The 15009-nt window shown below is 52.9% G+C and carries 14 protein-coding genes and 1 pseudogene; all 15 read right to left on the bottom strand.

Annotated elements, in window-relative coordinates:
- Positions 1-8: 8 nt before the first annotated feature.
- The gene (locus CYR32_RS22115; RefSeq protein ID WP_101826775.1) at positions 9-281 is read right to left on the bottom strand and encodes a M35 family metallo-endopeptidase; all 273 of its coding nucleotides are present in this window, start codon (positions 279-281) and stop codon (positions 9-11) included.
- The gene (locus CYR32_RS21515) at positions 232-621 is read right to left on the bottom strand and encodes a M35 family metalloendopeptidase (protein WP_146000735.1); all 390 of its coding nucleotides are present in this window, start codon (positions 619-621) and stop codon (positions 232-234) included. Before CYR32_RS21515 ends, CYR32_RS22115 begins: the two co-directional genes overlap by 50 nt.
- Positions 575-916 carry a PAAR domain-containing protein gene (locus tag CYR32_RS19440; protein WP_101826774.1) on the bottom strand — a complete coding sequence of 114 codons (342 nt, stop codon included), beginning with the start codon at positions 914-916 and terminating at the stop codon, positions 575-577. The genes CYR32_RS21515 and CYR32_RS19440 overlap by 47 nt, the downstream gene beginning before the upstream one ends.
- 16 nt (positions 917-932) lie before the next feature.
- Positions 933-2531 (bottom strand): type VI secretion system protein TssA, encoded by a 1599-nt coding sequence (gene tssA / locus CYR32_RS19435; RefSeq protein WP_101826773.1) that lies wholly within the window; start codon positions 2529-2531, stop codon positions 933-935.
- 3 nt (positions 2532-2534) lie between these two features.
- Entirely contained in the window at positions 2535-5981 is a 3447-nt protein-coding gene (locus tag CYR32_RS19430; RefSeq protein ID WP_165698283.1) for an ImcF-related family protein, read from the bottom strand.
- Positions 5982-5984: 3 nt separating this feature from the next.
- Positions 5985-7097: a hypothetical protein gene (locus tag CYR32_RS19425; protein ID WP_241523868.1), complete on the bottom strand. Its 1113-nt coding sequence runs from the start codon at positions 7095-7097 to the stop codon at positions 5985-5987.
- A gap of 196 nt (positions 7098-7293) precedes the next feature.
- Entirely contained in the window at positions 7294-7713 is a 420-nt protein-coding gene (locus CYR32_RS19420) for a DUF6708 domain-containing protein (protein ID WP_101826771.1), read from the bottom strand.
- A 74-nt stretch (positions 7714-7787) separates the two neighbouring features.
- Positions 7788-8159: a hypothetical protein gene (locus CYR32_RS19415; RefSeq protein ID WP_101826770.1), complete on the bottom strand. Its 372-nt coding sequence runs from the start codon at positions 8157-8159 to the stop codon at positions 7788-7790.
- A complete protein-coding gene (locus CYR32_RS19410; RefSeq protein WP_241523867.1) occupies positions 8156-9001 on the bottom strand; it encodes a DUF6708 domain-containing protein in 846 nt (281 codons plus the stop codon). The genes CYR32_RS19415 and CYR32_RS19410 overlap by 4 nt, the downstream gene beginning before the upstream one ends.
- A gap of 10 nt (positions 9002-9011) precedes the next feature.
- Positions 9012-12127 (bottom strand): annotated as a pseudogene (locus CYR32_RS19405) (T6SS effector BTH_I2691 family protein).
- 72 nt (positions 12128-12199) lie between these two features.
- A complete protein-coding gene (locus tag CYR32_RS22055; protein ID WP_338152921.1) occupies positions 12200-12676 on the bottom strand; it encodes a DUF6708 domain-containing protein in 477 nt (158 codons plus the stop codon).
- Complete coding sequence (locus CYR32_RS19395) at positions 12661-12966, bottom strand: hypothetical protein (protein ID WP_101826767.1); 306 nt, start codon at positions 12964-12966, stop codon at positions 12661-12663. Before CYR32_RS19395 ends, CYR32_RS22055 begins: the two co-directional genes overlap by 16 nt.
- Positions 12967-12969: 3 nt before the next feature.
- Positions 12970-13362 (bottom strand): toxin VasX, encoded by a 393-nt coding sequence (locus tag CYR32_RS19390; RefSeq protein WP_146000733.1) that lies wholly within the window; start codon positions 13360-13362, stop codon positions 12970-12972.
- Entirely contained in the window at positions 13352-14287 is a 936-nt protein-coding gene (locus tag CYR32_RS19385) for a hypothetical protein (protein WP_101826765.1), read from the bottom strand. The genes CYR32_RS19390 and CYR32_RS19385 overlap by 11 nt, the downstream gene beginning before the upstream one ends.
- Positions 14287-15009: DUF2345 domain-containing protein (locus CYR32_RS19380; protein ID WP_146000732.1), on the bottom strand; the 723-nt coding region annotated here is incomplete at its 5' end. The genes CYR32_RS19380 and CYR32_RS19385, both read right to left, overlap by 1 nt.

Here is a 15009-nt window from a genome sequence, read left to right as displayed (position 1 = left end):
TACACCTCTTATTCAAAATACCTTTCAAAGTTATAAGCACTCTCTAATGCTTTAGGGTCTCCCTCCTGGCTTAGTTTCATCCCGCCGGCTCTAAATCCCTTGTCAAAGGTACTTAACACATCATCAAAATGTGACATTTCATGGCACAGAGTGACTACCTTAGAATCTTTACCTCGCAGCGGCGCAGAAATAAATTTATTGCCTATATTTATATAATGATCTTTATCTCCTTTACTTACAAAAGCATAAACATTTTTTATCTGCAAATCTGCATTTATCATATGTCATTGGCTCGTTAATTTCTATTTCCTTATTTATAGCCATAAGAATTTTTTGCCGCGAGGTCTCATCACTAGATCCGAAAGACCCCTTAAATACAGCACGATCCTGCTCTTCCCATTGCTCAAGTTCTTTTTTTCTTTTTTCCAACACTTTCTTTTGTTCTTGCAAGATATTATTAATCTCATCCCTAGTTAGGTGTTTACTCTCCTGCATTTCGTATACAGGTTGATCTTCTTCATCTAGAATGACGTCCCCAAACTGATTTTTTAGTATTTTTTTCTTATCCTTATGATTAAGTGATTTTGACAGACTGGGCATATTGCTCAGGTTCAGACGCATTACTACTTACGTTAGACTCTTTTTCATACGTATTTGTCAATATCGACGGTATCAGCCGTGACTGGCATGGGCAGCTGCTTTTACTGTGCAGCGTACCGGCAAATTTGCGTCCATTAACCGAGTCACAGGGTATATGGCCAACAATGGTAAAAATCCCAGGATATATACCGCAGGTGACCTGTTCTTGCTCGCGGGCGACAGGTTTTCCAAGCAACGTATGCGTGGTGTCGCCCCCGATAATCATACCGCCGCAGGTTGTTTTATCTCCAAGCACCAGATAATAACCTTTTGCCATTACTTTCTCCTTATCATCATGCACACAGCACAGCCGCGCGGGCTGGGTCGAGGGTGATAAGCCCGGCGAGCAGGCTTTCTATTTCTGCGTTCAGGCGGGGTTTGTCCGCATCATTGCGTCCGGCCTTCATACGCAGCAGTTTCAAGCGGCGGGCTTTGACCTCAAACAGCAGCACCGGCTCCCACTGTGTAAGCGTCAATGCGTCGGCGTTACTCTCCAGCTCGCCCAACAGGTGCAGTGCCATCTCGTTTTTGCCATATTGCTCAGCGACGCGGGCCATCAGCAGCCGCAACAACCACCGGTGACGCACCGTGATGGTGCCCGGCCGGTTTTGTAACCAGTTAAGCGCCGCCTCAATACCGTCGCTGTCGGCCAGCCGCAGCGCCTCAGCCTCCAGTTGCAGAATATCGTCATCTTCTGTGGCTGCAGAGGCCGTATGTGATTCGCCCCAGCCGGTGGGCGCTTCCATCACCTGCTGGTTTATCCAGTTCAGGGTTACCTCATCGGCAAAAGGGGTGCCGTCGTTAAAGATCAGGCTTTCCAGCCCCGGCAACCGGGTCAATAGGCCGCATACATCCTGTTTGATGATCTCTGCCCAACCGTCATAAGGTGCGCCTGCCCGGTTTAACGCCTGATGGATATACCACTGAACATCCAGCCAGAGATGGTTGACGCCCTGTACAAACAGGCTGTCGGCCTGCTCCAGCAGTTCCAGCCAGCTCTGCTGCAGATAGAGGCGTTTAAGCAATGCCCGATGCTCCGGCTTCGGTGGAGCCAGGCGGGTGCGCCCGTTTGCATCCAGCGGCGGCAGTTCGTGCAGCGTGTCGTGACGTACGCATTTCATCAGGCGATGACCAGAGAGCCAGCCCTGAGGCTGATCGCGCAGGTAGTCCGCCAGCCGCCTTGCCTGGTCAAGCAGTTCACGCCCGGACGCGACCGGTTTCAGTGCTGGGGTTTCTGGAAAGTGTGCTGGGATGCTGTCAGTCGCAGCCCCCCCGTTCTGGGGAATTACCGCCTCCAGCCCCCCGGACTGAGCCAGCCGGTTTTCCAGCGATGCATACAACCCGCCTAACCCTGGACGGGCGCTCTCCTCCCAGGCGGCTACCCCCTGTTCAATCAGCAGCAGGGCGATGGTAATACGCTCAAATTCTGCTTTTGTTACATCCGGGTAGAGCGACAGGCTGTCCAGCACCCGGCTGCCTGCCAGCCACTCCAGCGCCGCTTTACGGCTATTGGCCCGCCAGGGGTGCAGGGTGTCACCAAAACACTGTATCAATGCAGCCAGCAAGGTCAGCCCCTCCGCCAGCCCTGCTTCTCCATCGCGATGCAACCGTGCCCAAATGTAATAGGTGGCAATCCGCACATCTTTGCTCACCGTGGTGAGCAGTTTTTCTGCCAGTTCACAGACCAGTGTGGTATCTGCGCCGGAAAGCTTATTGACCTCTTCTCGCATCTGCTGGAAATCATCGTTATAGCCGGGATCTTCGCCGGTGGGGGTCTCTGCTGTGAGGGGCTTCAGCCAGTTTTCCCAGTGCCGTGTCTGTTGGTCGGCCTGCGGCAACAGGTCATCAGCCCGGTAGCGGCAGGCCGTAAGCAAAGAATTCAGGGTAGCCATCGGTTATTCTCCCTCATAAACCATGGTGTCTGTGTCCGGTAACAGCACATCTGCCAGCACGTCATCAGACGGTGCCTGTCGCGCTGCCTCTATACGGAATATTTCTGCCGGCAGCGTAAAATTACGCAATTTCAGCAAGGCCAGCGGGCCGTCTCCAAGCGCCGTGCGCAGCAGCCACTGCACCTGCTGGTTATCTGGGGTGCTGAGGGTCAGGCGGTACAGGCCATCTCCTACCTTGTCCCGCCGGGTTTGTTCGAGCCAACGGATAAATCCCCATGCGCCACTGTGATCAGCAAACAGGCGTGCCCCTGCATCGGTGGAGGTCCAGGTCAGCATTGCCCCTGGTTTATTGATAACGCCCGGCCAGCGCAGACTCTGCCACGCCGGTAACTGGTTAAAGTAATGCAGTAACTGGCCGTCGAGGGTGAGCTGTGTTTCTACAATGTCCGGCATGGCGACGCCCTGCATTTCAAAGCTGATCCCCTGGCTGCCGTCGGTAAACAGAATGTCGGACAACTGACTTAATTGATTGATGGCTTTCAGGAATGCCGGATTAAAGGTCAGCCCCTGACTGCTGGTTTCATCCGCCACCCAGGTACTGCCTTCTTTATGCAGTACGCCGCCCAGCTGCGTCGTCAGGAAGCGGTCTATCCGCCCCGAGTCCCGCCGGATAAACTCTGCCAGCATTGGCAGCGACACGTCCGTTTTCCCGGCCGCAAACGGATAGCGCCCGGTAAAGGCTGACGCCCAGTTCGTGACCACAGCACGCTGCCACGCATCGTTGAGGCCGGCAGCCGAGGGCTGAAGCACCCTCTCCCACGCCTGTGCCAGGGGCTGCACGAACATCGCGTCCCCAAAGCCGCTCCACTCTTCGCCAAGACTGGCGGCAATCAGGCTGCCGTATTCCTGGGTATCGGTGAGATCGACGCTTTTTCCCTGAAACACGGTCTGCGCCAGTTGCTGCATTCTCGCCTGCGGATCAGGCGCGTTGGCCACCTGCTGGAGTTTCAGCCGTACGCGGGTGACACGGGTGAGATAGGTCTGCAAGCTGAGCGTGCTGTCGGCAGCCATCACCGTCTGTGTACTGTTTTTGCCCATCAGTGTCAGAAGCGGGCCAAAGGTGCTGTCCAGCGGCCCTACCGGCCCGGCTGCACGCTGGTCAATTACTGGTTTCTCCTCTTTGCCCAGCAAATCTTTGGCGGATTTTACCAGGGATGCAGACAGCGCTTCCTGTCGCCGCCCCGCCTGCCCCTGATAGGCCAGGGTATTCATCAGGGCAATCATTGGTGACTGACGGACATCACTCATCAGGGTAAGCTGATCCGTAACGTCAGAGAGATTCTGCGCCGGGTTCCAGTTCAGGCTATTCAAAAAGCCCAGCCAGGCACCGGCAAAATCGATGAAATAACGCTCAGTCAGGCGATTTTTCAGCGCTTCCGGGGAAATATCTGCAGAGACAGCGTTGCGGTTATCACTCAGTACCCAGTCAATTTCATCACGCCGGGAGGCCACGGCTTTATCAATCGCCTCCTGTATTCCTCCCTCCCACGCCTGACGGGTAAACATACCGGGCACTACGTCCGGTGTGGTAAACAGGCGGCGGGCATCGGTATCTCCGGTCATTGCCTCAAGTGTCATGTCCGCATAATTACGACGCACAGAGATCAGCATGTTTTCATACAGGGTGCTTTCAGCGTTGCGCTGACCGATTTGCTCCAGCAGCACGTGCCGGGCCTGCGTTACCAGCCCCGCATCGGGCGCGATTTTCCAGGATGGCTGGGACGGCAAACTCTGCATGTAAAAGGCCCACAGATCCGGCGCAATACTCTGCCAGAGTGCGGGTGAGAGGCCTTTGCGCACCGGTTCGACCGTTTTCATCACCTGTGCGTAAAACGCTGCGTCCGCTTTTTCCGGGCGCGTCATCATCAGGTATGCTTTAAGCTGGTCGTAACCCGGTTTTGCTACTTTCGCCCGCTGTGGGCTGCCTGGCGGCAAAATGGCCAGGGCAACAAGCTTATCGTGCAGATGCTCTGCCGCGACATCCCGTATCAGGCGATTATTGGCGGTGCCATACCAGGGCAACAGCGCCTGAAGCAGTTGCGGATTGTGATTCAGGCCAACGCGCTGGTACCACGGCGCGCCCTCTTTTTCATGATGTTGCAGCCGCCCGATATCATTGCGCAGTGACTGCAGCGCAATAAGTTGCGCATCAGTAAGCGCACGGTAATGTACCAACTGGCGCGCCTGCGCGGCGGCAGAGACGATCTGTTGGCGATTCACAGAGAACGAGAGAACGCAACCGGCCCCCCAGAGCACAATCAGGGTCATCAGGCTGTAACAGAGCGCCTGTTCCCACGGCAAACCGACCCGCTTGCCGCGCGCGCTGCCGCAGTCCTGCATAACCCCATGCCAGACGGCGGGAGCCTCCCAGCGATGCGCATGGATATCGGCCGCGTCTTTTTTCGGCAGCGGCAGACTGAACATCAGCCCACGCAGCGGAATACGTTTCAGGTGCTCATCAAGCCACGGCGTCAGCAATGTCTGCCAACGGGCAATGCCGTGTGTTTCAAGGTACTGCCCGAGACGCAGCAGAAAATCGTGCGGTCGATGGGCACATACCTGCTGCATCCCCTGCTCACGTAACGACGGTAACATCGCGGTGAGTTGCCGGCCGATAATGTCCGGCGTCGTGCGCGCCGGGAACAGTGCGCCCACCGGCTGGGTAACACGATCATCTTGCTCCCACTGGGCAGCACATATTTGCCAGAGCCAGACCGGCGGCTGATGATGCAATGCTTCCCCAATCTGCTCCAGCGTACGCAGGGCATTGTCCAGCCTGTCTGCATTCGTCTGCTGCTCATCAAGCGCCAGCACAATGCCGTCCAGCGGCCGACCACGGCGCAGGGTGCGCAGCGCTGCCAGGCGTTCTTTATCCACCGCTGCCCACGGGCTGCCGCCGTAAATCAGCACCGTGCGGCTGCCCTCCAGCCACCGCTTTTCTTGAAGGCCGGGGGCAATGGCTGTGATGTGCGCGTCCTCCCCCATTACCAGCAGCAGGCGGACTTTATAGCGCCAGAGCAGGTGATAGCGGGTGCGGAGGTGGGATTTAAGCTTTGCCTGCTCGCCTTGAGACGTATTTTCAGCTTTTGCTTTTATTTCCGGGGCCGGTACATCATCTCCTTGGGTTTGCTGACGTTTTTCATCAAAGCTCATCACACCGGTGCGGCGTGTGCCAAAAAAGAGGAGAAAAACACTTAAAATCAATGCCCCGGTTCCAACACTCACACCAACCAACCAACTATTATGCTGTGGTGTTCCCTGCACTAACCCTATTCGTTCAGGATATTGCCAGACCTGCCAGCACAATATTACACAAGCCAGTAAAAACAGTAGGATAAGCGTCCAGAACTTAAATTCCGTTTTTTTTATAAATAAGGTAATGCGCTTCACGTTTTATTCTCCTTGCGAGAAGCATACGGGGGATACAACGGTGCTCCAGACAATGTCACTGTCTTGTTCACTACTGATAATCATGTGCGGTGAGTCAGATACATTTTGAGCAGCGGCAGCAATCGCCAGCCAAGGCGCGACACAGCCGGGATTACCCAAAAATTGATTAATATCGTGTGTACCTGTCTTGGCATTGATGCTGTTTAATGGCTCATGACTCTGAACAGCCATAGCACTCTTCCAGGCTTTACTGTTCCCTACTAATCCGGAGAGCCAGAGGTGTTGTAAGGCACCGGGCGGTAGTGGAACCCAGTCTATTGCTTGCAGTACAGCGGCCTGAAGCGCCTCTTTACATGCAGATGACGCTTCTGGGCGGTGTAAAAGTGCCAATGGGTCAAGGATTTTTTGTGTCAGCTGGTTCCCCAACAGCAAAGCCGCTACGGCTTCGGCGGTTTCCTCTGGCTGTTCCGGGGCTACCTGTAAGGTAACCACTAACAATATGGCCTGCTCTTTAATACTATGGTCAAGCCAGTGATCAATAACTGCCAGCCCTTGTCCTTCAACAAAAAAGGTCGGCTGAGAGATACCGGCTTGTTGCCAGGCTTTCTGCCAGAGGGCTTTTATCCTTACGTCAGGCAGTGAAGACGATGACTCAAGTAAAACAGCAACAGAATGATCCAGGGGTAATTGTGAAAACAGGGTAATTAATTTTTTTAGTAATGCAGAAAATGACGTTGATACCTGCTCATCCGGAGACATCTCTAAAGTAACAGGTAGGCGGCTATGCCGGATATTAGTACCGCCACTCCAGGAACTTTGCGATTTGACTCTATCCTCATTGCTCTGTAACGCTTCAGCGATTGGCGCAAAGGAGAGATCATTACTGTGTGCGGTAAGGCATTCGGCAGAGAGAATTTGCAAGGCACGACGACCACGACGAACTTCCTGTAAAATAACCTGCTCACGTCTTTTATCCCATGCGTTAGCTTGCAGCTGGCGCAATGAATATATTGCCAGGCGAATGAATGCAAGAACCATCCATAACCCTGCCGGAATGCCGATGGCAAACCACCAAAAAGTAGAGTTTCCCACAAGTTTCCCTAAAAAGCGCATCAATATTATTCCTGCCGTTATAAAGCAAGCCAATGCCCCCAGCCAGGGTAATGGCCTGGGCGGCGAGGGGCGCAAAGACGGCCCAGGGATAGTGTTTAATTTTACAGGCATAAGGAATAACTCAACTTAGTAAGTTATTTGGTTAATTTTAACAGACCGTATTTACACGCAAAATGAAAACACGTTTCTGTATGAAGTTTCACGCCTCCGGCGCGGTGGTGGATTCCCGGTCAATCTCTTCCGGCCAGTGCATGCTTTTGCGCGGTTTCCAGCTGTCAGGCCGTCCCGGGTACAATGGGTCCGCCACCACCGGTTTGTGCTGCATATATTGGCAGCAGTGGCTCCATAACCGGCGCTGCGGCTCCGGGTGGCTCAGCGCCCGGCTCAGGATAAAGCGTTCAATCACCTCCGTGGTGCCGGGTTTACACACTGCACAATATAAACGAAAGCCCTGATCGTAACGGTCTACCTCATAACTTATTTCACCGTGAATATCGGCCCAGTCGAAAACCTCCACCGTGGCGGGCCATTTTGCCCACGGGTTCCATTTCCGCTGATAGTCAAAGAGATAGACTTTCTGGCGCTTGTGGTTAAAACGAATGGGTTGATCGCGCGGCATAAATAAAATCATTCTAAATTGAAGAAGAAATATTGAAAAAATAACTAACTCCCAAAAAATTAAAATAAGTAAAGTTATGGTATTTGAAGAGGAAAAAAAATCGAATACAGAAAAAGAAGGCACGGTATAAATGAAGATATCATACTCACCCATCCCCCACCCCACATGATATTTTCATAACGGGGGATCTCCATCCAGACCCTATTTATTTCATTGGCCCATATTAGCTGCCCCGGCACCTTCTGCTCTGCCTGATTCTCCGGTAGATCCTCTTCCCAACGTTTTAACGGCGGAGTCAGACGGGGTTTGCGGGAGAAGTGCGCCTCCAGCGCTGCCTGAGCCTGTTGCTGTTCGGTCTGCCATGAACCATCAGGCTGTGTATATTTGTCTTTCACCTTTTTATTTCCTAATCTTCTGTCGCCAGCGTTACCTGCTCTGCGGGTCATGCCTCCGGCGCAGTGGTGGATTCCCGATCAATCTCTTCCGGCCAGTGCATGCTTTTGCGCGGTTTCCAGCTGTCAGGCCGCCCTGGGTATAATGGGTCCGCCACCACCGGTTTATGCTGCATATATTGGCAGCAGTGGCTCCATAACCGGCGCTGCGGCTCCGGGTGGCTCAGCGCCCGGCTCAGGATAAAGCGTTCGATCACCTCCGTGGTGCCGGGCTTACACACTGCGCAATATAAACGGAAGCCCTGATCGTAACGGTCTACCTCATAACTTATCTCACCGTGAATATCGGCCCAGTCAAAGACTTTAACGGTCGCGGGCCATTTTGCCCACGGGTTCCATTTGCGCTGATAGTCAAAGAGATAAACTTTTTGACGCTTGCGATTAAAACGGATAGGTTGATCACGGGGTACTAACAAAGCCATTTTTAAGTTAAAAAAACATATTGATAAAATCAATAACCCCCCGATCCATAAAGTCATAAGAAAAAATAGATCATATATATCTGAATAATGAAATCCCGGTAAAAAAATGAGATTGACAGACATATAAAAGGCTATAAATGCAGGAATTAATGTCGATATAAATCCTACCCAAGCCCCACCCCACATAATATTTTCATAACGTGGAATCTCCATCCATATTTTATTGATTTCAGTCACCCGGATTAACTGCCCCGGCACAGCCTGCTCTTTCTGACTCTCCGGTAAATCCTCTTCCCAGCGCTTTAACGGCGGGGTCAGGCGAGGTTTGCGGGAGAAGTGCGCCTCCAACGCTGCCTGAATCTGTTCCTGTTCGGTCTGCCATGAACCATCAGGCTGTGTATATTTGTCTTTCACCTTTTTATCCCTAATCTTCGTTTTCCAGCGTCAGTGATATCCGGCTCTGCGCATCAGCCTTGTCCGGCCAGTAATTCACCTCCAGGGTTACGCGGCTATAGCGCGCGCTGTTTACCCAGGCTTCCCCCTCCAGCACCAGGCCATTGTTATCCCAGTTTTGGGTGAGTGTATTATTCAGCGTACGCCACGGATGGCGCGGATGCCGTAACAGGAAGGAGGCATCATCTGCTAGTAAAGGCGCATCTGTACTGCCCGGTAGGTTGTATTGGCTGATCAGAAGCGGGTTGTCATCGCTGCTACCCTGCGCCACCAGTTTAAGATCCCACGCGGACTGGGTGCTGTTGCAGCCGGGCAGCCGAACCCGCAGCGCGACCACATCCTCGTCATTACCCCGTTCCCCTATAATATCCTGATAGCTCACCTCTGCCGTGACCCCGCTGACGATGACTTTATACGCTATCAGCGCCTCATTCAGGTCATCTGGGTTATTAATCTTCCATACTCGGTCATTATCTCCCCGTTTCTCCGGCACCCCAAAGCAACCGCAGCGCAGCCACACTTCAAAAGCGCTGCTGGTAGCATTGGCCGCCTCTATCGCCAGCACTGCCCCCGCCACAATCAGCAGAGCCGCCAGCCCCGCCAGGCCAAATAAGGCAAACTGGCAGGAATAAGCGGCATAAGCTGCTATAGCTCCACCTACAACAGTTGAAGTACCTGCTAGGGAGTACCATATAGCTGCAGATGTATCACCTGACTTATAAATATCCCATGCTTTAACAAACATCCCAATCCCATCAATAATCGATGCCACGCCTGCTATCACGCCCCCGGCCCGGATCAGCGGATGCACATACTCCGCGACGCCCTTCACATTCGGCGCCAGCGCCCATGGGTTTTTCCTGACCAGCATATGGATAAAGCCGCAGGTTTCCACAGCCGAACTGGCCACCATCGTCATATTCGACAGCAGCACCAGTTGTGCTTTGATATCGTCACCCACCGCCGTTTTTACCGCGTTGAGATTGCCTGCCAGCGCCCCTACCTGCAGATAAAGCATTCCTGCACCCAGCAGGCCACCCAGCATATTCCCACTGACCAGCCGTCGTGATAGTTGAAGCTGATCTTCAATCACATGCTGCACCTGCCCCGGCGCCAGTTTTATTGATTCACCGTTGGCTGCTTCCGCCAATGTCACTGATGAAATACGCAATTCTGAGAAATGATTGAGTTTTTGGATGTCCGCCAACGGCCTTTTTTTCAGCGCCGCCTCGCTGGTGCCTGACTGACGCAGCGCGGCGATGAATTTTTCCGGCTCCATATCGCTTACCAGCGTCACTGTCACATACCGTTTTAGTATTGCCGGATCAGTAACCTGTAACTGGCTTCCCGCCGAGGCTGTATGTGTAATCTGGTTGCCATCCTGCAACATGCCGCCGAACTGAGCCGGCTTAGCTGATGCCGTGAGCTGTGTCCGCGCTATATCCCGGTTTAGTTGCTGATATTCTTCTATGCTCAGGCTCAGCGTGAACACGGTTATCTTCTGCTTTTCTGTGAGATATATCACTCCTTCGATTACACGGCTGTAACCATCCAGCGTCGCCTGCCCTAGCGTTGATGTCAGCCGGGACACTGCACCACTTATCGCCAGCGTTCGCTGGGCAATGGCGCGCCGGACACCTTCTGAGTCGATCAACTCACTGATCTCTTTAGAACCCAGCACCGCTTTCAGATTCGTATACCCACCGATACCGGCATAAATCGCCTCCAGTATCGAGGCCTGATTACCCAACAACCCCTTGTAGGCAGGGCTCTGCGGATCCGTTAACCAGCCATACCACACAGATTCCGTTTTTTCATCCGTGCTTCCGCCCTGAAGACAGGTCGTCAGTGTTGATAACTGAGCTGCCCACCCCGGTATGCACGTTTCTGGTGCATAGTCGTGTTCAATCACTATTTTCCAGAGTTGAGCGCTATACCAGGCTGCCAGATCTTTCCCGATGGCCTCTATCCTCTGTTGGTAATCCTGTAATTTTTGCCGGTACTCTGCAGCAAAGGCGGCACGTTCCGGCTCTTTATAGTATTTCTGCAGACGGGCAAGGCGACGGGCATAGTTCTCTTTTGCCACCTGCTCTTTAGGAATCGTTTTTCCTCCGGCGGCAGGGTAACCGCTGGGGGTGGGTTCATAACGTGATCGGCTGGTCTCTTCTACTGCTTCTTTCAATTTGGCCAGATACTGCTCTATCGCGTCTGATATTAAATGTTTATGGCGGATGTCCTGCCGCTCGTTATACGCCTGCCGTGCCTCCACAACCTGCAGTCGGCTGTTATTCAGCTCCTGAACAATGCCGACAGCATCATTGAGAGGAAGCGCCGCTACCCGGCACTGATACTGTTCACTCAGCTGCGCGACCTTCAGCCCCAGCGCCATTTCACTCTCACGCCGCGGGTAAAATCCGTGCGCACCGCCCAGCGGCTCACCGGCGACTTTCTCTGTATTTGAGAAGTACGTGGTCGAAACTCCGCCACATTCGCCTTCAGCCCTGTCAGTGACGGCTCCAGCGCCAGCGCCCCCGGCACACTCGCCGGGCTCGCTTTCAGCGTGGCCAGCGTGACCTGTGTAAACCGCCCGGCCGGGCGCTTCCCGCTTTTGTACTCCTCCAGCACCTCACGGCTCCACGGGTCGCTGCTGAAGGCCAGCCACGCCTGTGAATATTTCTTGTCATCGATATGGATAAAGCTCGCCGCTATCTCATGCCCGTGCGTCAGGCACGCCTGGCTCAGCGGCGCCACGCTTTCCCCTTCCGGCATCGTCACCGGATTAAACTGACGCAGATACCCTTCTGCCGTTACTTCGTAAGCCATCCAGACCCGCTGGTCTAACAGCACATACAGATACCCCATGCGCAGGGTGCGCAGCGCGTATTTGAATTCGCCGCCGGTAAGCGCAACAGCCTGCGCCGGCACCGATGGCCGCCAGCCTGAATTCACCAGCGCTTTCGGCACCGCCGCCAAGCGCAGCGGGAATATCGGCAACCCGGTACGCTGACACGCCTTGCAACCTGAGGGTACTAATGCTGCCTGCTCAGCGGCGTCAGCATTCCGCCTAAGCTGTTCTTTAAGCTCCATGAACCCACTCCTTTAACTGGGTAATACGGAATAACGCAGAAAATAAGTCACGCCGGGGATGGCGGAAAAAGGCTATATCTCCGGTGCGGTAGTGGATTCCCGGTCTGTCTCTTCCGGCCAGCGGATTGTGTTAAAAGGCGTCCAGCTCAGTGGGGTATGTGTTATCAGCGGCGTTTCCGGCACCGGCTTAAACTGCATATAGTGGCAGCAGTGGCTCCACAGACCGTAAGCATCATAAATACTGCCTACGCTCCAGGTCAGAATAAATCGGTACTCCACTTCGTAAGTGCCCGGTTTGCAGGCTGCACAATAGATGCGGTGCCCCCAGTCAGCATGCCCTGCCATCAGTACCCGCTCGGCGTGAATATCCGCCCAGTTAAATACTTTGATTACCGGGTGCCAGTGTTTCCATGGCCAGATACTGCGTTGATACTCATAAACATACACTTTCTGTCGTTTACGGTTAAAGCGAACAGGTGTACCACGGGGTTCAAATAGGATAGATTTAAAATAAAATATAAAACAGGATATACTTATAAAAAATGCCACAACAAAAAAATATCATTAATAGCGCTAAAATAAATAAAAGACTCGCCAGAAATATAAACAGGCATTAATAAGATAATTACCACAAACCATAGACCGCCCCATCCATGATTTACATACCTCGGTATTTCCATCCAAATACTGTTAATTTCATTTACCCGGATAAGCTGCGGCGGAGCCTGCTGCTGTTCAGCGGGATCGGGCAGATCCTCATCCCAGTTATCTACCGGCGGGATTAATCGGGGGCATACTTTCTTTGGCTTTTTTTGCTGGCGTCGTTTGCTTTTTCCCATATTTTAATCCTGTCCGGCGCTGAGCGTCAGGCACGCCTGGCTCAGCGGTGCCACGCTTTCCCCTTCCGGCACTGTCTGCGGATTAAACTGACGCAGATACCCCTCTGCCGTTACTTCGTAAGCCATCCAGACCCGCTGGTCTAACAGCACATACAGATACCCCATGCGCAGGGTGCGCAGCGCGTATTTGAATTCGCCGCCGGTAAGCGCAACAGCCTGCGCCGGCACCGATGGCCGCCAGCCTGAATTCACCAGCGCTTTCGGCACCGCCGCCACGCGCAGCGGGAATATCGGCAACCCGGTGCGCTGACACGCCTTACAGCCTGAGGGAACTAATGCTGCCTGCTCAGCGGCCTCAGCATTTCGCCTGAGCTGCTCTTTCTCGTTAAGATCCATAAGGAGTGACTCCTACGCCATTCCATTTGTGCTGCGCCTGCCCCTTCAGTTCTTGCCAGATCACATCAGGTAATTTTTGTAAAATTTTTGTAAAACGCTGAGAAGGGTTGGTAACTTCTTGCAGTAGCAGATTTTTAATAACCGGATGTGCTTCAATATCAACGCCTAATGTCAGGCGATTCAACGCCAAAAAATAGCGATCGCCTTTCTCAATGAGGCCAGTCTTTATTGTATGCCCCCATGCTTTTGCCGCCTGTAGCGCTGCGTCAGAGGGCAGCGTTGAGTTTACTTGCTGCCAGGCCAGTAGCAATTGCCGGATCTCAGGCATATGCTGTTGTGTCTCTTCAGCAAGCCAGTTCAAACGACATTTTTCTTCAGCATCATGACCTGCCTGACAGGCCAGTTCACCCGCAGCAGTCATATACCACCAGTGGCTGATGGGTGCCAGGCTCGCAGCAAGGCTCTCTTTCGGGCTCATCGCGTGTAGCAGCTCAAAACGCAGCGGCTCAAAGAAAGCTAAAAAAGAAGATTCAACAAAATGGTTACATTGCTCCGCCAAAAATTTAGCCAGCAGTGTCGGCCCCTGAGTACTGGCAAGGCAGGCACAGAAATAACGTTTTTCATATAATGCCTCACTGCGCGCGTAATTTTCTGCCTCATCAAGCCCTTGATATTCACAACGCTCGCCCGGAGAAGCCAGCAGCACTAATTGGGGACAGTATTCCGGTGAATACGCTAAATCACGGCGCAAAACCGGATAAATAGCATCCTCGCCCAGTGCCTGCTGTACATTATCCAGATGAAGCGGATTAACACATGATACTTTTTTTAGCGGATCCAGCAGCAGATAACGATAGAGATCCGGATGCTGGTTCAGCCTGTCCATTAATGTGATACCTGCGTTATCTAATATTCTGTTTTCCATTATTTTGCTTCCTCCACACAAATTGCTTCAGGCGGCAACGTCGGCGGGGGTGCCTTATAACTTTGTGGAGGCAGTTGGTTAAAACTGGCACATTTAACATTCGCGTCTCCACTTGTCAGGAGAGTGACCCCCGAGCTTTCAATGACCAGAGCCGTTTGCCCGCAGGTCAATGTGATTTTCTTATTGGCCTGAATGAAGACTTCGTCATCTTTGCTGATAATTTTCATATGCTTAAGGGACATCATTTCCATTGCATCCCCTTGAGCCTGGATTTCTACCTTCCCTTTATTGGCAAAGATTTTGATGCCCAGCGTCTTAGCAAACAGGCTGATAATTTCTCCCGCCGCTACGGTGAATTTCTTGAATACGCTGAAATCGCTGTTCTCAGCTGATGTCTGGATAAAATTGTTGCCGGTACTGATCTGAATACTCTGTGGAGAAACCTGTGCAATGCCCGCTGGTGCGCTCATTAAAAGCGCGGACTGTTTTAAATCTTTTAGCGAAGATTCAAGCAGTAATTTTTGCCCCTCTATCTGAGCCAACTCTGCTTGAGCAATTTTTACTGCTTCACTTAACGATTTCGCCAACCCCTGCGCTTGCTGGAGCGCCTCTACCGCCGCGTCCATCTCCAGCACTTTCCCCTGCGCCATGGGCTGCGCATCGGCACTGATAAACAGCCCCCGCCCGGCGCGTAGGGTGCCGTAACTGTCGGTGCGCAGCTC

Origin of the sequence: Chimaeribacter coloradensis, from assembly GCF_002858715.1 — a bacterium.
Classification (GTDB): Bacteria; Pseudomonadota; Gammaproteobacteria; order Enterobacterales; family Enterobacteriaceae; genus Chimaeribacter; species Chimaeribacter coloradensis.
The sequence above is the reverse complement of the archived record's forward strand: the minus strand, read 5'-3'. Positions and strand labels throughout refer to the sequence as shown.